Here is a 19,742-nt window from a genome sequence, read left to right on the forward strand (position 1 = left end):
CCATGACAAGCCAGATCGAGCTGGGCGTGACGGGCATGACCTGCACGTCGTGCTCCTCACGCGTCCAGCGCAAGTTGAACAAGCTCGACGACGTCACCGCCGCGGTCAACTATTCCACCGAGACCGCCACCGTCGACTACGACCCGTCCAGCACCACGCCCGAGCAGCTTATCGACGTCGTCCGCACCGCCGGCTACGACGCTTTCGTGATGGGAGATGAGACCGACGAGGCAGCGTCGATAAGCGAAGCGCGCGACGAAGAGGCAGACAGCCTGAAGCGCACCACCATCTGGGCGGCGCTGCTCAGCCTGCCGGTGATGGTGCTGTCGATGGTGCCTGCGCTGCAGTTTCCCAACTGGGAGTGGGCCGCGTTTGCCGCGACCACCCTGGTCTATTTTGCCGCGGGGAAAGTGTTCCACCGCGCGACGCTGGTGAACCTGCGCCACGGCGCGGCCACGATGGACACGCTAATTACGCTGGGCACGACCGCGGCGTATGTGTGGTCAATCGTTGCGCTGTTTGTGTGGGAAGACGTCTCGGACATCTATCTGGAGACGGTCTGCGTCGTCATCACCTTCCTGCTGCTCGGCCGCTGGTTTGAGACCCGCGCGAAGGGGCAAAGCTCGGAAGCGTTGCGAGAACTGCTACAGATGGGCGCAAAAGACGCGAGCGTGCTTCGCGACGGCGTGGAGGTCCGCGTCCCCATCGCCGAGGTGAAGGTGGGCGACAAGTTCGTGGTCCGGCCCGGCGAGAAGGTTGCCACGGACGGGCGCGTCGTCTCCGGCCACTCGGCTATCGACGCCTCCATGCTCACCGGCGAATCCGTCCCCGTCGAAGTCGGCGAGGGTGATCAAGTCACCGGCGCGACGCTGAATACCTCCGGACGGCTCGTCGTGGAGGCAACCCGCGTGGGCGAAGAGACCACGCTGGCGCAGATGGGCGCACTGGTCAAGGACGCGCAGGCCGGCAAGGCCCCCGTGGAGCGCCTGGTGGACCGGATTTCGCGGGTATTCGTGCCTACCGTCATCGCGGTCGCTTTCGTGGCGCTGGTCGGCCACCTGCTGTTCGGCGACGGACTGAGCGACGCCTTCCGCGCCGCTGTCGCCGTGCTGATCATCGCGTGCCCCTGCGCGCTTGGTCTTGCCACGCCCACCGCGATTCTGGTGGGTACCGGCCGCGGCGCGCAGCTGGGACTGCTGATTAAGGGCCCCGAGGTGCTCGAGTCAACCCGGCAGGTGGACACCGTGGTGATGGACAAGACCGGCACGGTGACCAGCGGCGAGATGGAAGTCGTCGACGCCACCGACAGCGACGCGCTGCGGCTCGCCGCCGCGGTCGAGGCGGGCTCCGAGCACCCGATTGCGCGCGCCATCGTGCGCGCCGTGACTGGCGAGCTGCCGGAGGCAACCGACTTTGTCAACGAGCCCGGCCTGGGTGTCTCCGCCACTGTTGAAGGCAAGCGGGTCCGAGTCGGCCGACCAAAACACGCGACTGATAAGTTCCGCGCTGCGGAAGAGTCAGGCGCTACTGCGGTTGCCGTCGAGGTTGATGAAAAATATGTCGGCATGGTCGCCGTGCGCGATACGGTGAAGCCGGATTCGGCGCGTGCCGTCGCAAAGCTGCGCGAGCTCGGCCTGACCCCGCACCTGCTCACCGGCGATAACGCCGGGGCTGCCCGTGCGGTGGCAAAAGAGGTTGGCATCGACCCGGAGCACGTGACGGCAGGCGTGTTGCCGGAGGACAAGGTGAACGTCGTCCGCCAGCTCCAGGAGCAGGGTCACCACGTGGCGATGGTGGGCGACGGCGTGAACGACGCTGCCGCGCTCGCCCAGGCAGACCTCGGCCTGGCGATGGGTGCGGGCACCGACGTGGCCATCGAGGCCTCCGACATCACGCTGATGCACAACTCGCTGATGTCCGCCGCGGACGCGATCCGGCTCTCGCGGCGCACGCTACGCACCATCAAGGGCAACCTGTTCTGGGCTTTTGCCTACAACGTGGTGCTCGTGCCCGTAGCGGCGCTGGGGTTGCTCAACCCGATGCTGGCTGGCATCGCGATGGCGTTTTCCTCCGTGTTCGTGGTGAGCAACTCGCTGCGCCTGCGCGGGTTTAGCGCCGCGCGCGGTTAAAGATGCGCCCGAGCAGGCCGCGAATGGTCTGCTCCTCCGTGGCCTGGTCGATGGCGTCGATGCTGCGCGGCAGGTTGTACAGCCGGGTGGCGTCCCCCGACTTGGCCACGGTGATGGAGGGGTCAAGCTTGGCCATGGTGCCTGCACAGGCCCCATCGGCGTGGATGGATCGAATAGTCATGGCGCTTCCCTTTCCTTTCAGTACCGTAGGTTTGCGCTAGTACTTCAAGGATCGTAGCCACAAAACCGCAGGCTGTCACCGTTGGAAAGGCAAACCTTACCCGTGCGCCATGTTGACGAAGCGGGAGTAGTGCAGCTGGTGCGCCACCGGAATCGTGTCGATCGGGCCGCCGCGGTGCTTCGCCACGATGATGTCCGCCTCGCCTGCGCGCTCGTCGTCGCGATCCTGCGAATCCGGGCGGTACAGCAGGAAGACCATGTCGGCGTCCTGCTCCAGCGAGCCGGATTCACGCAGGTCAGCGAGCTGCGGCTTCTTGTCAGTACGCGCCTCGGGCCCACGGTTGAGCTGCGAGATGGCAATCACAGGCACCTCGAGCTCCTTCGCCAACAGCTTGAGGTGGCGGGAGAACTCCGAGACCTCCTGCTGGCGGGACTCGACCTTCTTGCCCGAGCTCATCAGCTGCAGGTAGTCCAGCACCACCAGGTCCAGGCCGTGCTGCTGCTTCAGCTTGCGCGCCTTGGAGCGGATTTCCATCATGGTGAGGTTCGGCGAATCGTCGATAAACAGCGGGGCGTCCTGGATCTCGCTGAGGCGCTGGGTGAGCTTCTCCCAATCACGCTCCTCCATGTTGCCTGAGCGCATGGAGGAGAGCTTGATCTCCGTTTCCGCTGAGAGCATGCGCATGATGATCTCGGAGGCGCTCATCTCCAGCGAAAAGATCACCGAGGTCTTGCCGTGCTGGATGGAGCAGGAGCGCATGAAGTCGAGCGCGAGCGTGGACTTACCCACGCCCGGTCGCGCCGCGATGATGACCATCTGGCCTGCGTGCAAGCCGTTCGTGAGGTTGTCCAGGTCGGTAAAGCCGGTGGGCACGCCCTGCTCGAGGCCGCCGCCAGAAGCGATCTGCGTGAGCTCGTCGATAGTCGGCTTGAGCAGGTCGGAGAGCACCTTGTAGTCCTCGCCGCCGCCGCTGCGCGCGATGTTGAAGACTTCTTGCTGCGCGCGGTCGACCAGTGCCTCGACCTCCATGCCCTCGGCACCCTCGTAGCCGTACTGCACGACGCGGGTACCGGCGTTGACGAGCTGCCGCAGGAGAGACTTTTCCTCCACAATTTCCGCGTAGTAGCGGGCGTTTGCCGACGTCGGCACCTCCGAAATCAGCGTATGCAGATACGGCGCACCGCCCACCCGCTCCAGCTGGTTGAGCCTGTCCAGGCGCCCCGCGACGATGAGGACGTCGATCTGGCTGCCGTCCGCAAAGAGATCGAGCACCGCCTGGTAGATCAGCTGGTGGGAGGGGAAGTAGAAGTCCTCCGGCTGGAGGCTCTCCACCACGTCAAGGACGACCTCCTGGTTCAGCAGCATCGCGCCGAGCACGGAGCGCTCCGCCCGCTCGTCGTGCGGGGGCTGCCGGTACTCCTGCAGGTCGCCCCGCGCCTGGCTGAAGTTGGACTTGGCTGGCTTCCGTGTGTTGGCGGCATAGTCCCCAAAATCATCGAAGTCGTCCCGCGGCTCGGGCGGCAGGACGTAGTCGTCGTCAAAACCGTCGAGTGCATCTCCAGCCATGTGTTTCCCCTTAGATGTCGTTCCGGATATTTAGCGTACCCCGCGACACCTCTCCCCGGAAGTTATCCACAACCCCCTGTGGACAACTTTGCGGTATTCCCAGGGGTTCGCCACACGGGTGTGGATAGGTTGTGGATAACCATGTTTTCCGTCCTGCGCAAACACCTTATACGTACAGCTCAGCCCTGTTATATTCATTCTCAATCCGTGGTTGAGAGTTGGGGAAAATGGCGCTCACCACCAGGTTTGACACCGGTGTGTTTACCGACTAGTAACCTGAAATTCGCCCGTGAGCAGGCTTCTTTCTCCCACTTATCCACAGCAGCCAGGGGTGTGTTCGGGTGGTGCTATAGCGTGTGTGCCATGAACGCTACCCGTGAATCCGCAAACCACCTTCTCCAGGGAATCGCTGGCCCCAACGCACAGTTGCGCGACGACCAGTGGTCCGCCATCGACGCACTTGTAAACCACCACCGCCGCATGCTGGTCGTGCAGCGCACCGGCTGGGGCAAGTCCGCCGTCTATTTCATCGCGGCGAAGCTGTTACGCGAGGCTGGCACAGGGCCGTCGATTATCGTCTCTCCCCTGCTCGCGCTCATGCGCAACCAAGTCGCGGCCGCCGAGCGCGCCGGTATTCGCGCAGCCACGATCCACTCCGCCAACGTCGCCGAGTGGGAGCAGATCGAGGCAAACCTCCATTCCCTAGACGTCCTCCTGATTAGCCCTGAGCGCCTCAACTCCCCGGGCTTCCGCGAAGAGGTGCTGCCGAACCTTCACGCGCACGTAGGCATGCTCGTGGTGGACGAGGCCCACTGCATCTCGGATTGGGGTCACGACTTCCGCCCCGATTACCGCCGCATCGCCCGCCTGATCGACGACCTCCCCACAGACACGCCCGTGCTGGCCACCACCGCGACGGCGAACAACCGTGTCGTCGAGGACATCCTCGGCCAGCTCGGCGAGCACACGGGAGTGCTGCGCGGTGGCCTCGATCGCTCTTCACTTGCACTCGGCGTCTGCCAGCTTGACGACGCCACGCAGCGCCCCGCCTGGATCGCCGAATACCTCAGGCGCACCGACGGCTCCGGCATCATCTACTGCCTCACCGTCGCCGCCGCGCACGACCTGGCCGAGGCGCTGCACGCTGCTGGCTTCGCGGTAGCCGCCTACAGCGGGCGCACCGAAGCAGAGGAGCGCGAAAGACTGGAGCAGGCGCTACTTACCAACGAGCTCAAAGCGCTCGTGGCCACGAGCGCGCTCGGCATGGGCTTTGACAAGCCAGATCTTGCCTTCGTCGTACACATGGGCGCACCCAGCTCACCGGTCTCCTACTACCAGCAGATCGGTCGCGCTGGCCGCGCCACCGACCACGCCGAGGTCGTCCTCCTCCCCGGCCCAGAGGACGAGCGGATCTGGCAGTACTTCGCATCCGTGTCCATGCCGGAGAAACACGTGGTGCGCCAGCTGCTCGCGGGGCTCGGCAACGAGCCGACCTCCACGCAGCGGTTGGAAAACGTCGTCGACCTGTCCCGCTCGCGCATTGAGCAGGCGCTCAAGGTGCTCGACGTCGAGGGCGCGGTTCGCCGCGTCAAAGGCGGCTGGGTGGCAACCGGCGCACCGTGGAGCTACGACCACGCCCGCTACGACGGACTCGCGCAGGCCCGCGAGCGGGAGCAGGCGCTCATGCTGGACTACGAGCACACGCAAGACTGCCGCATGGCGTTTCTGCGGCGCGAACTCGACGACCCAACGCTCGACGGCACCCCCTGCGGCCGCTGCGACAACTGCACCGGGAGCGCGCTGCCGACCGCGGTTGATGGGGAGCTCGTGGCGTCGATAAGCGCCCAGCTCAGCGCGCCCGGAGTGGCGCTGCCCGCGCGCAAGATGTGGCCGACTGGCTCCGCGCGGCGCGGAAAGATCAAAGGCCTGCTGCCTGGCAAGGCGCTGGGCAGGCTTAACGACGTCACACGCGGCCCCGCCCTCACCACACTTCTCCGAGACCATACGTACCGCCCCCTGCCCGCGTCGCGGTGGCGCGAGGACGAGTGGGTGCGGCAGGTCGTGGAGGTGCTGGCGGCGTGGGAGTGGAGTGAGCGGCCCAGATGCGTTGTGGTGCTCGGCGACGCAGATGCGGCGCGGACCGAGATGCTTAGCGCGCTTGGAAAGACAGTTGCGGAAGTTGGGCGGATGGCTTTCGGCGGCACGATTGCGCTAACGGGGCCCGAGGTCACTGCGAAGAACTCGGCGTTTCGGGTCAACGCGCTCGATCAGCATTTCGACTTTCGCGGTGTGGAGGTGCGCGAAGGGCCGGTCTTGCTTTTGGCCGGTGTGGTGGACTCCGGCTGGTCCTTCACTGTTGCAGGGGCTGACCTGGCCGCTACTCACGGTTTCGAGGTGCTGCCTTTCGCTATCGCAAGTATCGGCTAACTTCGTCTGTAACGATCTGGTTACAGGTGTAGCGCTCGTTTGTATGTTCGGTATAATTGTGGGCAACAGAAAGCTCAGAAAGGAGGAAACCCCATGTCCCGCACAACCACGCAGACAAGCACAGAGACGCACACGCCGGCGGCGCTACACAAGCACTTTCGCTGCCAGAACGCGAGTGATCCGCGCGCGAAGCTTTCGCAGCAGATGCGGGACACGGAGTTCGCCCTCTACAGCCCTTATACCGAGATGCCGCTGCAGGATTTCGACTTGGAGGTGGAAGAACTCGCCTCCATCACCGATCGCCCCAAGCACGAGATCAGCGCGGCGATCTTCGCGTATAACCGGCTCCGCCTCCTTCCCCTTCTGCGCAAGATGCAGGAAGAGACGCGGCTTTTGTCCGTCCACACGCTCGTCGGCATTGATTCCGCGCTGATGAAGGTGGGCGCGGAAGCGGACGAGGAGACTTGGGCCGCTTTTGACGAGATGCTGGTCAAGCTCTTCCGCCCCAAGCGCGCCAACCAGCCCCTGCCCAGCCGCGCGACCATTGTGCGCCGGATCCGCACGCTGATTGCCAAGCTGGACGTCGGCCTGAACTACGACCCGGTCAAGCGCAAGAAGCGGGAGGACGAGCACAACCACCGCTCACGCACGGTAGAGTTCAGCGATTTTGAACGCAATGGCGTCGAGCTCGGCTCGCTCCAGCTCACCACCGACAACACCACCATGGCCGTCGTGCGCGCCAGCCTGAAGGCCACCGCCCGGGAACACAAGCTCTCCCTGGCCGATACCGCGATCAAGCTGCTCACCGGCGACATCGAGCCAACCGCGAAGGTCCACCTCCACGTCTACGCCCCTGCGGGCAAGGACGGCGCGCGGGAGGAAGGCACACCCGTCTTCATCCCCGGCATCGGCTGGACCAACGCGCTCGACACCAAGGAGTTCGAGGACCTGTGCGACGCGAACCCACCCACGGTGCACAACCTGGACGAGGCAGCCAACACCGTCACGGACAGTTACACACCGACGCAGGAGATGAAGCACTACGCGCACGCCAGGGACGGGCACTGTATCTTCCCGGGATGCACGCGGCCCGCCGCGGCCTGCCAACTCGACCACCGAATCCCCTTCGACCGCGGCGGGAAAACCACACCCCACAACCTTTTCTGCCTCTGTGCACATCACCACAACATCAAGACCGACAAGCGGGCGTTCTACGTCTCCGACCCCGTCACTGGCGACATCGTCTGGCTGCTGGAGAACGGCACGTACCTGCTGTCGCGCCACGAAGGCCCGCTTTTCGACGAGATCACGCCCACCACACCCCGCTGGCGCAGCTCCCTCGAAGCGGCAGCCAAGAACCGGGACACGGTCGCTGAGTTCAACGCCCGCATCCACCGCCTCCTCGACGAGTACGACACCCACGGGGACTACTACCGCTGCCTGGCCGAGATACAAGTCCTCGAACGCCGCTTCAAGCTCGTATCCGACTTCGCCCCCGAGCCACCAGAAGTCGAACCGGTGCACATCCCCGAAGAACCGGACCCGGACCCCTTCCCCGACCCAGAACCGCTGGCCAAATACAACCCCTTTCCCCCGACCGAATAACAAAAAGCACGGACCCCCTCCTCACAAGGGGATCCGCGCTTGAAGTGCTGTTGTCGCTCGTCGAAAAGCGTAAAGCGTTTACGCTGCGACGACCTCGAAGTTAATCTTGCCTTCCACATCGTCGTGGAGGTTGACCTTGACCTGGTAGCCGCCGGTCTTCTTCACAAGACCCTTCGGTACGTTGATGCGACGCTTATCCAGGGACGGGCCGCCAGCCGCCTTCACAGCGGAAGCGATCTCCGCCGCGGTGACAGAACCGAACAGCTTGCCGCTGTCGGAAGTGCGCACGGCAACCTTCACACCAGTGAGCTGGTCGAGCTGATCGCGCAGCTCCTTCGCGTGGTCCAGATCGCGGACCTCGCGATCAGCCTGCACGCGCTTGATGTCTTCAATCTGCTTCTCTGCGCCACGGGTAGCCGGGATAGCCAGGCCGCGCGGGAGCAGGAAGTTACGTCCGTAGCCGTCCTTGACCTCGACGATTTCGCCGGGCTCGCCAAGTTTCTCAACGGCAGCGGTGAGGATCAGCTTCATGAATCCTAACCTTCCTTATGATGAAAAATGATTGTGTGGGTTAAAACAACGTTTTAGAACGGGGGCTCGTCATCCATCCCGCCGAAGCCACCAGCTGGTGGGGCGGAGTTCCACGGATCATTCGCCGGCTGCGATTGCTGCTGAGGTGCCTGCTGCTGCGGCGGTGCCGACTGCTGCTGCTGGAAGCCTTGCGACGGACGCGGCTGCCCACCACCCTCACGTGGCGTGCGGCTCACATTCGCCGTGGCAAACTTCAGCGACGGCCCGACCTCATCAACTTCAACCTCGAAAACCGTGCGGTTTTCCCCCTCGCGGGTCTGGTAAGAACGCTGCCGCAGGCGACCTTGCACGATCACGCGCATGCCCTTCGTCAGGGACTCCGCGACGTTCTCTGCCATCTGCCGCCAGCAGTTGCACGTCAGGAACAACGCCTCGCCGTCCTCGAACTGGTTGGTCTCCCGGTTGTACGAACGGGGCGTCGACGCAATGCGGAAGTTCGCCACTGCGGCGCCGCTCGGGATGAAACGCAGCTCTGGGTCAGCAACGAGGTTGCCAACGACGGTGATCGGTGTTTCGTTCTGTGCCATGCTCTTCTCCTACCAGGTGGAATACGTTCGGCTTGAGCCTACCGGTTCCTACTTGTCGGTGCGCAGCACCTTGGTACGCACAACGTTGTCGTTCAGGTTCAGCACGCGGTCGAGCTCCTTGACCGTGTCAGCCTCGCACTCGAGGTTGATAACGGCGTAGATGCCCTCTTCCTTCTTGTTGATCGGGTATGCAAGGCGCTTCTTGCCCCACACATCAACCTTTTCCACCTTGCCGTTTTCCTTACGGACAATTTCCAGGTACTTGTCCAGGGACGGGGCAACGGTGCGCTCATCCTGCTTAGAATCCAGAATGATCATTACTTCGTAGTGACGCACGGACCTCATCACCTCCTATGGTCTAGTAATTTCAATTTCGGCCGCCACGCTCTTCGCGGCGGCAGGAGGGTCGTTGCGTCAAGCAACTTGTCCAGGGTACCCCACCCAATCCCGCAGGCCAAATGGCTAGCGGTCGGCCTCGAGGACCATCCCATCAGGCGTGATGTCAACGTCGATGTCTTCAAACTCAAGCTCGAAGTGCCCGTCGTCAAACTCGACCTCGGCGCGGCCATCGTGTGCCGCGTCGAGCACCCCTTGAATGTCAGCCTCGGAGAGGTTGTCCTCTGCCATGTCAGACTTCGCCTCGTCGCTGTAGCCGCTTATCGACGCCGGCAGCTCGGCAGAGCTTTCTGTCGGCTCCGCAGTCACCGTGTCAGGGCGACGGTCGTGGTCAGAATTGTGAGTCGCTGCATAGGACCCACCGTACCTAGCTCGGTCCCGGTGCCGCCACGAATACTGCAAGAAAAACCGGGATAATTGTGATGAAGACAAACGCCGCGATGCCGAAGCCAAGAGAGAGCATCGGGCGCTGCATTTTCGCCATCGCCCAGAACGCAGCGGCGATTAGGCAGAAGCCGATTGCAATTGAGCCGATGCCGACGACTGTTGCTGTACCCACTGGGCGCCCTCCTCTTTCCACTGCTCGGGTGTGGTCAGCAGCGGGTCGTGGCCGTTGTGGGCCTCCGCGACCTTGTCGCGCCGCTTCCCAAACATCTGTTGAACCACCAGCACCATGATGGTGATGATGAAGGCGTCGCGGGTGATGATGGTGGCGTCGAGAAGCCAGCCCGGCGCGCCCAAGTTATCCTCCCCCATCATGTGCCACATCAGTATTGGCCACACCATCATGTCGACGGTCATCCAGCTCAGCAGCAGGCGCCAGTACGGCAGCGCGAGCACAGCCGGGACGATCAACCAGATCGAGTACTGGGGGCTCCACACCTTGTTGAAGAGGAGGAAGAAGCCGACGATCAGGGTGAACAACTCCGCAATGCGTGGCGTCCGCGGTGCCTTGAGCCCCATGATCAGGACCGCGGCGCAGCCTGCCAGAAACAGGATGAGCGTGACTGCGTTGAGGATCACTGGCGCGCCCTCGCCGGAATCGAACCCGCCCCAGCCGGTCACACGGGAGAAGACTGCGTAGATGGTGGTCCACTCCCAACCGCGGTCGGTGTTGAGGCGGCGGAACTCGCCCCACGCCTCCGGGCTGCGCAGGTAGATGGGCAGGTTCACCACTACCCAACTGACTATCGACGCCGCGAGCATCTTCAAAAACGGCACCAGGTCACGCTTGCGCAGCGCGACCACCAGGTAGGCGCCGAGGGCGAAAATCGGCCACATCTTGAACGCGGTGCCCAGCCCGATCATCACGCCAGCCAGGGTGAACTTGCCGTTGCGGGCGGCGAGCAGCGCCGCGACCGCGAAGAAGATGGAGGGGATGTCCCAGTTGGTAAAGGCGTGCATGATCAACAGCGGCGAGCCGACCACCAGCAGTGTGTCCCACACGCGGTTGCCGGCGAGCTCGGCGACCATGCGCGCGGTGGCGACCCAGATGATCGCCAGGAAGAACACCGTGACGTAGAAGTACCAGCCCACCTCCGGCAGGAAGCGCTGCGCCACGAAGTAGGTGTTGCGCGAGATGAAGGAGGTGAACCCCTGGAACATGCCGGCCAGGACCGGGTACTCCATGTACCGGGTCAGGCCTTCCTCAACCCACGAGTAGTCGTAGACAAAACCCGGCTGGTCCAGGCCGCGCGCGCCGTAGAGCGGCACGATGTCGTTGTAACAGAACGAGGTGAACTGACGGTTACCGTCCCAGTTCAGCTGGAGCACGCCGTTGTCGTCAGGCTTGCCGAGCGCGCAGTTCGACTTCGACAGCGCACCCATGAAGAGGAAGACGTAGGCGACCGCGAAGATGGTGCGCAGCGGTGTCCAAAACTTCGCACGGCCGATCTGCGCGTACTTGCCCATCGGTCCGCCGAGAAACTCGGTCCACCCACGGGCGATCGGTTCCGTGCGGCTGGGCTGCACGCGGTCTGCCGGGTCCGGCCACGTTGTGCTCTGCTTCGCCATCGCTTCTTTAGCCTCCACCTTTATTGCAACGCGCCTTCAATACCGTCAAAGAAATCATTTACCGCATCATTGAGCCCGAGGTCCGGCGCGGCCGGAGCCGGGGCGGGCGCGGGTGCCGGTGCCGGAGCAGGAGCCGGCTGCTGCGGTGCCGGGGGTGAATCCGGTGCCTCCGAAGGCTGCTCCTCCGACGGCTGCTCTTCCGCAGGCTGCTCGCTCTGCTGCGTGGCCTGCTGCTGGTTGTAGTAGCTCCAGGAGTTGCCGCCCAGGTTCGCGCCGCCGGAGTACGGGTTCACGCCCCAGTAGACCGGGCTCGCGTCGTGGAAGTTCTGCACTTCCTGGCCTTCTAGGACCGTGTCCAGCACGCCCTTCCAAATCCGGGTCGGCGTCTGCGCGCCCCACATCATGCCGCCGCCCTCGTTGTAGATCGGGGAGGTGTTATCCGCGGTACCCACCCACACCGCAACGGAGAGCTGCGGGGTGGAGCCGACCATCCAGGCATCCTTGTTCATGCCCGTGTCGCCCAGCTGGGCGGTACCGGTCTTGCCCGCAGCCGGACGTCCCCCGGCGAGGTTGGCGTAGGAGTAAGGAATCACCGTCTGCATCGCCTGGATGACGTTGTCCGCCACCTGGGCAGACACGCGGCGCTCCGCGTAGTCATTGTCGTTTTCGTAGAGCACCTCGCCGCGGGCGTCCTCGACGCGCTCGACAAAGTGGGTCGGGTGGTAGACACCGCGGTTGGTCAGAGTGGCCACGCCAACAGCCATGTCCAGCACGCGGGACTGGTACTGCCCCAGGACGATGCCTTCGTAGGGCTGCCCGCCGTTCTCACGCAGGGTGACCGGGATGCCCGGGATGGAGCGCGCCACGCCGAGCGCGTGCGCCATGTCGGCGGTGTCCTGCGTCGTATTATCCAGATCGTCCTGGATACGCATGTACGCGGTATTCGACGACACGCGCGTGGCCTCAGTCATGTTGATCATGCCGCCGCCACCGCCGTCGGCGTTGGTCACCACTGCGCCGTTCGGCAGCGTGACCGGGGAGGCGTCGAAGTAGGCGTTGAGCGGAATACCCTGCTGCAGCGCCGCGGCAAGGGTGAAGATCTTAAACGTCGAGCCCGTCTGCAGCCCCGCGTTGGCGTAGTCCCAGCCGGAGGCGTCGTTGCCGCCGTAGTAGGCGCGCACGGCACCCGTGCCCGGCTCCACGGCGACCACGCCGGTACGCGCGTCGTCCTGCAGGTTAGCCAGGTTCTCCTCGGCAATACGGACCGTGTCGTCCTGGGCCCTCTTATCAATCGTGGTAGTGATCTGCAGGCCGCGGTTAGTCAGGTCGTCCTCCGAGATGCCGATCGCCGCGAGTTCCGTCATGACCTGGTTCTTGATCAGGCCGTTCGGGCCGGTGGCTTCGGTGTAAGCAGAGTAGGTCGCCGGGTCGCGCGTGTCGGGGATCTGGGCCTGCGCACGGACGTTCTGGTCAAGGGCCCCCATCTCCACGAGACCGTCCATCACGTAGTTCCAGCGGTCCTGAGCGCCCTCCGGATTCGTCCACGGGTCGAGCTGGCTTGGGCGCTGGATGGACGCGGCGAGCACCGCGCCCTCCTCCACCGTCAGCTCGCTGGCGGGCTTGGAGAAGTAGGCGTGCGCGGCCGCCTCGATGCCGTAGGCGTTGCGTCCGAAGTAGACGGTATTCAGGTAGGCGCTGAGCACCTCCTCCTTGGACCAGGAGTTGGCCATCTTGATCGAGTACACCAGCTCCTTGGCCTTGCGCTGGTACGAGTGCTCATTGCCGACGATCGCGTTCTTCACGTACTGCTGCGTAATAGTAGAGCCGCCGCCGGCAGAGGGGTTGCCGGTGAGCTGGCCGATCACCGCGCGGCCAAAGCCGGTAAAGGAGAACCCGGAGTTCTCCCAGAAGTCACGGTCCTCGGCCGCCAGCACCGCGTTCTGCACCTCAACCGGCACCTTGTCCAGCGGGATCTGCTCGCGGTTCCCCTCCGGCGGGACCACGCGGGCGAGTTCAGTCTTTGCGTCGCTGAAGTAGATGTTGGAGATCTGCGCCGCTTCGATCTCGTTCGGCTCCGGCAGGTTCGCTCTGCTGTAGTTCCACGCGAACCACAGCGCGGGGATGGAGGCGATGAGTACCAACAGCAGCAACAGCGCCAGGAGCCACTGCCCGATGCGGGAGGGCTTCTTCTTCTTTGCCACGGTGCTCCCGCTCTCGGGGGCTTTCTCGTTGTTTGTCACGCGTTTTCCCTTGCAACGTCGACGACGACAGCAGTCACAATGCTCTCAATACTTACAGGACACACTACCCGCCCACCGCGAAATCACCCTACTGGGCAAGCAGTAAAAGCCTTGCACAGATAATTCCACTTGCACTCCGGGCACACCTCGACGAAATGCACCGTGATCGGCCCCACTTCAGCGACGAGCCGGTCGATCTCGTCCTCACTGCGCGCGGTGTTCGCGCGGCGACCGAGGGCGTCCCCGTAGACCCACTTCACATCCCGCATTTCCCCACCACAGATGGGGCAGGGGCGTTCGGCGGGCGAGCCGTGAAATTCGCTGGCGGTGCGGAGGAGAAAATCGGCGTCGCAGACGTCGCTAAGCAGCAGGCGTCCAGCGTGGAAATCCCGCAGGGTTTGGCGGCGGGCCCACTCGTGGGAGATCTCGTACCGGTAAGCAAACATCCCGTTTAGTATAGTCACCACAAAGCTGGTACTATTTAGTCGCCTAAAAGCGTCGAGGAGTTGGAGATGACCGTGGCACAGGAGCCCCAAGAACAACCAGACCCGTACGACATTGCGGAACGCATCCGCCCCGCAATGACCTCGCTGTACGTCACCTACTTCCGCACCGCCGAGCACTCGGACCTCACCGGCCCCCAGCTGTCCATCCTGCGCCGGCTCGCCGAGGAAGGCCCGACCCGCATCAGCCGGATCGCCGAGGCGGAGGGCGTGCGCATGCCGACCGCCTCCAATACTGTCAACCAGCTGGAAAAGCGCGGGCTGGTGCAGCGCATCCGTTCCGAGCAAGACCGCCGCGGCGTGAGCGTGGAAACCACCAAGCTGGGGCGCGATGAGCTCCAGCGAGTGGGCGATGAGCGCACCCGCTACCTGGGCGAGATGCTCGGGACACTTGACCAGGAGTCGCTGCGCAAACTCGACGGCGTCACCGACATTATTAACCTGCTCGCCAAGGCCTACGTGAATAAAGAACACCCCACCACGTAGAATCGGGGGCGTGACGGCACGTTCTTTCTCCAGCGATCTGGCGCAGCTGCCCCGCGACGAGGGGGCGCTGCGCATTGTCGTTGGCTGGGACTCGAGCAACTCGAACAACAAAGAAGCCCTCGAGTACGCGGCCTGGCTCGGCCGCTCCCTGCCGGTCAAAGTGCAAGTGATGGCCACCACGAAGAGCTCGTGGACGACCTCCATGTCCGGCAAGAAATACAAGAAGTGGCTCAAGCGCTCGCAGGAAAGCTTTCACAAGCAGGTGGAAAAGGCCCTCGACGGGGTCCTGCCCGCCTCGCAGCGCGCCCCCAAAGTCGCCCGCCTAGTCGAGCGCGCGAGCGGCACCGAGCCGCTTTACGACGTCGCGCGGACCTTCAACGCCGACATGATCATCCTCGGCTCCCGCGCCAAAACCGCCAAGAGCCGCTTCCGCCCCACCAGCGAGGCGGACCAGCTCATGCACTCCTCCACCTTGCCGTTGGGGCTCGCGCCGAAGCACCTCACGCTCTCAAAGAAGGGCGTCACCCGGGTCACCTACGCGCTGATCGACTCCGACGAGATCACCGGCGACGGCAACCGGGAACGCTTCCCCGGCCTGGCCTACGCTGCCACGATGGCCTGCATTGTTGGCGTGCCCTTACGCATCGTCGCGTTTTCTCCTGATGAGCGCGCGGGCGAATTCTCCCACGAGCTTGCGGCCTGGAACGAAACCACGCTCGGACTCCTCGACCGGGTGCGTGACCAGGCCTTTAGCGTGTGTAACCAGATCGAAGGCTGCGAAGGGCTCGACGTGGAGACACTGCTCGCCTCTGGCAAGGGGTGGAAGCGCGCGATAGATAGCGTGAAGTGGAAGAAGGGCGACCTGCTGTGCCTCGGCTCGCAGCCCTCCGGGCAGCTCAAGCGCGTGTTCGTGGGCACCCGCGAGGGCGAGTTCATCCGCTTCGCCCCCGTGCCGGTGCTGATCTACCCGCGCTCGGAGGCCGAACACTAATCACAGACAAGGGTGGTACAGATGGGGACTATGCGCGAACACCCAGAAAACGACCTCTCCTATCCTGCAGACCGCTTCAGCCGAGTACGGCCCGAGCCGCAGGACTTTGACGCGTTGGCGGATGAACCCGACCCAGCCGAGGTAGCGGAGCGCAACAAGCGCTCCACGCGGCAAGCGCTGATCTTTGCCGCCAGCTCGGTCGCGATCACGCTGCTCGTCGGCTTCGGGCTGAAGTTAGTCCCTGGGATCGGTGAGAATACCTGGGCCGTGCTCACCTCAATCCCGCCCGTGGTCGCGCTTTTGGCCTGCGCCGTGATCATGGTGCGCAAGCTCAACCGCTACGAGCGGTGGGTGCCGTGGATGGGCGTGTTCTGGCTGCCGATGGTGCCGTTTACCATGGTGGTGCTCATCATCACCATCGGCAAGCTGGCCACCTAGCCCTATGCGCACTCCCCACAGTACGGGTTACGCTCACGGCACTCGGGGCAGCTGAGGTACTGCACGCGGCATTCCGGCTCGTTGGCGCAGTTGTAGAAGCGGTTGGTCGCCTCCCCGCAGTGCACACAGTGGCCCAGCTGCACATAGTTGGGGTCTTCTGCCCCACCGCCGAACTCGGTGTGCATGCGCTTGTCAAAGACGTAGAGGGAGCCCTCCCACAACCCGGAGTTGCCGTACTTCTCGCCGTAGCGCACGATCCCGCCGTCGATCTGGTAGACGTCTTCAAACCCGCGGTTGATCATCAAGCTGGAGAGCACCTCGCAGCGGATGCCGCCGGTGCAGTAGGAGATGACCGGCTTATCCTTCATCCAGTCGTACTTGCCGCTGTCCAGCTCCCGGATGAAGTCGTGGGTGGTCTCCACGTCCGGCACGACCGCGTTTTTAAACTTGCCGATCTCAGCCTCGCGCGCATTACGCCCATCGAAGAACACAACGTCCGGATTGTTTTCCACCAGATCGTTGACTTCTTCGGGCGTCAGGTGCTTCCCACCGCCGACGACGCCGTGCTCGTCCACCTTGAGCTCGCCGGGCGCACCGAAGGACACGATCTCCTCGCGTGCCTTAACCGACAGCTTAGGGAAGTCCTCGCGGCCGCCCTCGGACCACTTGAACTCGATCCCGCGGAAGTACTCGCGCGTCTTCTTTGCGTACGTCTTACACGCATCAATCGGGCCGCCGACCGTGCCGTTGATGCCGTCCTTGGACACGATGATCCTCCCGTGCAGGCCAAGCCCCTCGCACAGGTCGCGCTGCCACAGCCGCACGGCGTCCGGGTCGGCGATGGGCTGGAACTTGTAGTACAGGAGGATTTTGTTAACGCTGGCCACGGATATTTGCCATCTGATCCTTGTAGGCCACTGCGTCGCGCGTGTACACGCGGCGGTGGGTGCCAACCTTGTGCCCGGTCAAGCGCCCCTCGTCAATCAGCTTGACCACGAAGGGGCGAGACACGCCGAGGAGATTGGCCACCTGCTGGGTGGTCATCTCGTCCTCAGGACCGGGGGCCTTCACCAGGCGGCCCTCGGCCAGGTCCTCAATAATGTCGCGGAGCCACACTGCCGTTTCCTTCGGCAGCGTCACAGTATCCGAAGCGTGCGTTCGGGCCTGTGAGAGGTTGTTGTTCAAATCTGCCAGTGCTTGCTCTACCGGTGAGAGCTTCTCTTCCGTTGCCATGCTCGACATCATACGAACAATCCGCAATGAGCGCAATAGGAGAAGCGTAAAGCGTGCAAACTCTAGCGCTTGTGGTAGAGCCCCTTCTTCCAATACTTCGGCTCAGAGGTGACCAAAACCCCCAGGTTGCGGAAGATTCCCTCGTCCACCGAACCGAGAATGGTGGTGGTGTGCGCATCGCAGCCGCGCAAGTTTCGCAGCTGGTCCAGCGCCGCGGCAGCATCCGAGTTCGTCGAAGCCGACACGGAAAGCGCGATGAGCACCTCGTCGGTGTGCAGGCGCGGGTTCACCGAGCCGAGGTGCTTCGTCTTTAAGGTTTGGATCGGCTCGATGGAGTCCGGGGAAAGCAGGTGCACGCTATCGTCGATACCCGCGAGCTGCTTGAGCGCATTGAGCAGCACCGCGGCCGAGGGGCCGAGGAGGTCGGAGGTCTTGCCCGTGACGATCGTGCCGTCCGCAAGTTCGAGTGCGGCCCCCGGCTTGCCGGTTTCCTCGGCCACCTCCAGCGCGGGCGCGACCACCGGACGATCCGCCGTGGTCACCTCTGCCTTGCGCAGCACGTTGGCGATGCGGGCGGACTCCGTGTTGTCCTGATCCGCGCGGCGCTCCTCCACGAGCGCCTTGTAGTAGCGGCGGATGATCTCCTGCTCGGCTGCGTGGCGGCAGGCCGCGTCGTCGGAAATGCAGTAGCCCGCCATGTTCACGCCCATGTCCGTGGGCGACTCATAGGGCGTTTCACCGGTGACTTCGCGCAGCAGCGTCTTCAGCAGGGGGAAAACCTCAATGTCGCGGTTGTAGGAGGTGACCTTCTCCCCGTAGGCGTCCAGGTGGTACTGGTCGATCACGTTGATGTCGTCCAGGTCGGCGGTGGCCGCCTCGTAGGCCAGGTTCACCGGGTGCGACAACGGCAGGTTCCAGATGGGGAAGGTCTCAAACTTGGCGTAACCGGCCGGAATGCCCCGCTTATGCTCGTGGTAGACCTGGCTTAAGCAGGTGGCCAGCTTGCCGGAGCCCGGCCCCGGCGCGGTCATCACGATGAGGTCGCGCGAGGTCTCCACGTAATCGTTGTGGCCAAAGCCATCCTCGGAGACCACGGTCGCCGTGTCGTTGGGGTAGCCCGGAATCATGTAGTGGCGCGAGACTTTCAGCCCCAGCCTGCCCAGGCGCTCCAGGAAGGCCTCCACGTTCTCGTTGTGGCCTTCCAGCTGCGTGACCACCACGTTTTCCACCAGGAAACCACGGTCGCGGAAGACATCGACCAGGCGCAAAACGTCGTCCTCGTAAGTGATACCGAGGTCGGCGCGTACCTTCTGACGCACCACGTCGCCCGCGTTGAAGCAGATCACAATCTCCACCTCGTCCTTGATCCGGTCCAGCATGGCGATCTTGTTGTCCGGGGTGAACCCGGGCAGGACGCGGGAGGCATGGTGGTCGTCGAAAAGCTTGCCCCCCATCTCTAGGTACAACTTGCCGCCGATCTCCCGCCTTCGCGCGGTAATGTGCTCGGACTGCATCTGGATGTATTTTTCGCGGTCAAACCCGATCGTGTACGGCATGGGAGCAATAATACAATTTTGGGCATGCAGTACAGGAAGTGCCACGATGCCTGAAGGCCACGTCATTCACCGCCTCGCCGCACGCCTCAACGAAGAATTTCGCGGCGCGCCGCTTCAAGCCTCCTCGCCGCAGGGGCGCTTCGATGCCTCGCTTATCGACGCCCACACGTTGGTCCGTGCCCAAGCCCTCGGCAAGCACCTCTTCCTGGAGTTTTCGGATATTTTTGTGCACATTCACCTGGGGCTGATCGGTTCCCTGCGCTTCGAGCCGGCCGAAGACGTCTGGGGCCAAATCCGGCTGCGGCTGGTGCCCGACGGCGGGGCAGGCGATATCGCCGCGAACCTGCGCGGGCCGCAGACCTGCGCCTACCTCAGCCCGGCGGAAGTCGCCGCCATCGTCGAGCGCGCCGGCGAGGACCCGCTCGACAGTGATTCGGACCCGGACGCGCTGTGGGCGCGGGTGCACCGCTCGAAGCGCACGATCGGCTCACTGATGATGGACCAGTCCTACTTCGCTGGGGTGGGCAACATCTACCGCGCGGAGCCGCTCTTCCGGCTTGGAATTTCGCCGTTTACACCAGGGCGTGCGCTCGACCGTGCCGAGTTCGACGCCCTGTGGGAGGACCTGGTGAAACTCATGCGCTACGGGTTCGAGCACGGGCGCATCGACACGGTGCGGGATATTCATTCGCCCGAGGCGATGGGGCGCGCGCCGCGCAAGGACGACCACGGCGGCGAGGTCTACGTCTACCGCCGCGCAGGCCAGCCCTGCTACGTGTGCGGCGAGGAGATCGCGCTGCGCAAGGTGGAGGGCCGCAACCTATTCTGGTGCCCCGGCTGCCAGCGCGACTAGCCTGGCC

20 protein-coding genes are annotated in these 19,742 nt (G+C 63.9%); 7 read left to right on the forward strand and 13 right to left on the reverse strand.

Annotated elements, in window-relative coordinates:
* Positions 1-2 precede the first annotated feature (2 nt).
* A complete protein-coding gene (locus tag CIMIT_RS11140) occupies positions 3-2,129 on the forward strand; it encodes a heavy metal translocating P-type ATPase (protein WP_038593062.1) in 2,127 nt (708 codons plus the stop codon).
* On the opposite strand, the gene CIMIT_RS11145 is transcribed toward CIMIT_RS11140, so the two are convergent.
* Positions 2,110-2,310 carry a hypothetical protein gene (locus CIMIT_RS11145; RefSeq protein WP_038593065.1) on the reverse strand — a complete coding sequence of 67 codons (201 nt, stop codon included), beginning with the start codon at positions 2,308-2,310 and terminating at the stop codon, positions 2,110-2,112. The two genes, CIMIT_RS11140 and CIMIT_RS11145, sit on opposite strands and share 20 nt — an antisense overlap.
* A 96-nt stretch (positions 2,311-2,406) precedes the next feature.
* On the reverse strand, positions 2,407-3,876 hold the full coding sequence (dnaB, locus tag CIMIT_RS11150) for a replicative DNA helicase (protein ID WP_038593068.1): 1,470 nt from the start codon (positions 3,874-3,876) through the stop codon (positions 2,407-2,409).
* Between the two features lie 363 nt (positions 3,877-4,239).
* On the opposite strand from dnaB, the gene CIMIT_RS11155 reads away from it, so the two are divergent.
* Both CIMIT_RS11155 and CIMIT_RS12210 read left to right on the forward strand, forming a co-directional pair.
* Entirely contained in the window at positions 4,240-6,303 is a 2,064-nt protein-coding gene (locus CIMIT_RS11155) for a RecQ family ATP-dependent DNA helicase (protein WP_038593071.1), read from the forward strand.
* Positions 6,304-6,396: 93 nt separating this feature from the next.
* The gene (locus tag CIMIT_RS12210) at positions 6,397-7,908 is read left to right on the forward strand and encodes an HNH endonuclease signature motif containing protein (protein ID WP_051904968.1); all 1,512 of its coding nucleotides are present in this window, start codon (positions 6,397-6,399) and stop codon (positions 7,906-7,908) included.
* Between the two features lie 78 nt (positions 7,909-7,986).
* Here the strand turns inward: CIMIT_RS12210 and rplI are convergent, their stop codons facing one another.
* The 8 genes from rplI to CIMIT_RS11195 all read right to left on the reverse strand — a co-directional run bounded on the left by rplI (position 7,987) and on the right by CIMIT_RS11195 (position 14,121).
* Complete coding sequence (gene rplI / locus CIMIT_RS11165; RefSeq protein WP_038593074.1) at positions 7,987-8,439, reverse strand: 50S ribosomal protein L9; 453 nt, start codon at positions 8,437-8,439, stop codon at positions 7,987-7,989.
* Positions 8,440-8,492: 53 nt separating this feature from the next.
* Complete coding sequence (locus CIMIT_RS11170) at positions 8,493-9,026, reverse strand: single-stranded DNA-binding protein (RefSeq protein WP_038593077.1); 534 nt, start codon at positions 9,024-9,026, stop codon at positions 8,493-8,495.
* Positions 9,027-9,074: 48 nt separating this feature from the next.
* A complete protein-coding gene (gene rpsF, locus CIMIT_RS11175) occupies positions 9,075-9,362 on the reverse strand; it encodes a 30S ribosomal protein S6 (protein WP_231910302.1) in 288 nt (95 codons plus the stop codon).
* Positions 9,363-9,488: 126 nt separating this feature from the next.
* Entirely contained in the window at positions 9,489-9,731 is a 243-nt protein-coding gene (locus tag CIMIT_RS12665) for a hypothetical protein (RefSeq protein ID WP_144311856.1), read from the reverse strand.
* Between the two features lie 58 nt (positions 9,732-9,789).
* Positions 9,790-9,981, reverse strand: a complete 192-nt coding sequence (locus CIMIT_RS12475) for a hypothetical protein (protein WP_083316951.1) — start codon at positions 9,979-9,981, stop codon at positions 9,790-9,792.
* Positions 9,927-11,435, reverse strand: a complete 1,509-nt coding sequence (locus CIMIT_RS11185; RefSeq protein WP_038593083.1) for a glycosyltransferase family 87 protein — start codon at positions 11,433-11,435, stop codon at positions 9,927-9,929. Before CIMIT_RS11185 ends, CIMIT_RS12475 begins: the two co-directional genes overlap by 55 nt.
* Before the next feature lie 20 nt (positions 11,436-11,455).
* Entirely contained in the window at positions 11,456-13,675 is a 2,220-nt protein-coding gene (locus tag CIMIT_RS11190; RefSeq protein ID WP_051904969.1) for a transglycosylase domain-containing protein, read from the reverse strand.
* A gap of 83 nt (positions 13,676-13,758) precedes the next feature.
* Positions 13,759-14,121 carry a DUF5318 family protein gene (locus CIMIT_RS11195; RefSeq protein WP_038594795.1) on the reverse strand — a complete coding sequence of 121 codons (363 nt, stop codon included), beginning with the start codon at positions 14,119-14,121 and terminating at the stop codon, positions 13,759-13,761.
* Between the two features lie 66 nt (positions 14,122-14,187).
* Here CIMIT_RS11195 and CIMIT_RS11200 point away from each other — a divergent pair, with 66 nt between their 5' ends.
* The 3 genes from CIMIT_RS11200 to CIMIT_RS11210 are packed head-to-tail and all read left to right on the forward strand — an operon-like array spanning position 14,188 to position 16,093.
* On the forward strand, positions 14,188-14,664 hold the full coding sequence (locus CIMIT_RS11200) for a MarR family winged helix-turn-helix transcriptional regulator (protein ID WP_051904970.1): 477 nt from the start codon (positions 14,188-14,190) through the stop codon (positions 14,662-14,664).
* Positions 14,665-14,674: 10 nt separating this feature from the next.
* Positions 14,675-15,655, forward strand: coding sequence for a universal stress protein (locus CIMIT_RS11205; RefSeq protein ID WP_051904971.1), 981 nt, complete (start codon positions 14,675-14,677; stop codon positions 15,653-15,655).
* Between the two features lie 30 nt (positions 15,656-15,685).
* Entirely contained in the window at positions 15,686-16,093 is a 408-nt protein-coding gene (locus CIMIT_RS11210; RefSeq protein WP_231910303.1) for a hypothetical protein, read from the forward strand.
* A 2-nt stretch (positions 16,094-16,095) separates the two neighbouring features.
* Here CIMIT_RS11210 and trhO read toward each other — a convergent pair whose 3' ends face one another.
* The 3 genes from trhO to CIMIT_RS11225 form a co-directional block, all read right to left on the reverse strand.
* A complete protein-coding gene (trhO, locus tag CIMIT_RS11215) occupies positions 16,096-16,980 on the reverse strand; it encodes an oxygen-dependent tRNA uridine(34) hydroxylase TrhO (RefSeq protein ID WP_407919535.1) in 885 nt (294 codons plus the stop codon).
* Positions 16,967-17,326 carry an excisionase family DNA-binding protein gene (locus tag CIMIT_RS11220; RefSeq protein ID WP_197697009.1) on the reverse strand — a complete coding sequence of 120 codons (360 nt, stop codon included), beginning with the start codon at positions 17,324-17,326 and terminating at the stop codon, positions 16,967-16,969. Before CIMIT_RS11220 ends, trhO begins: the two co-directional genes overlap by 14 nt.
* Before the next feature lie 62 nt (positions 17,327-17,388).
* The gene (locus CIMIT_RS11225) at positions 17,389-18,882 is read right to left on the reverse strand and encodes a DUF1846 domain-containing protein (RefSeq protein WP_038593089.1); all 1,494 of its coding nucleotides are present in this window, start codon (positions 18,880-18,882) and stop codon (positions 17,389-17,391) included.
* 46 nt (positions 18,883-18,928) lie between these two features.
* Between CIMIT_RS11225 and CIMIT_RS11230 the strand changes: the two genes are divergently transcribed.
* A complete protein-coding gene (locus CIMIT_RS11230) occupies positions 18,929-19,735 on the forward strand; it encodes an Fpg/Nei family DNA glycosylase (protein ID WP_038593092.1) in 807 nt (268 codons plus the stop codon).
* The last annotated feature ends 7 nt before the right edge of the window (positions 19,736-19,742 follow it).

Source organism: Corynebacterium imitans (assembly GCF_000739455.1).
GTDB classification, from domain to species: domain Bacteria; phylum Actinomycetota; class Actinomycetes; order Mycobacteriales; family Mycobacteriaceae; genus Corynebacterium; species Corynebacterium imitans.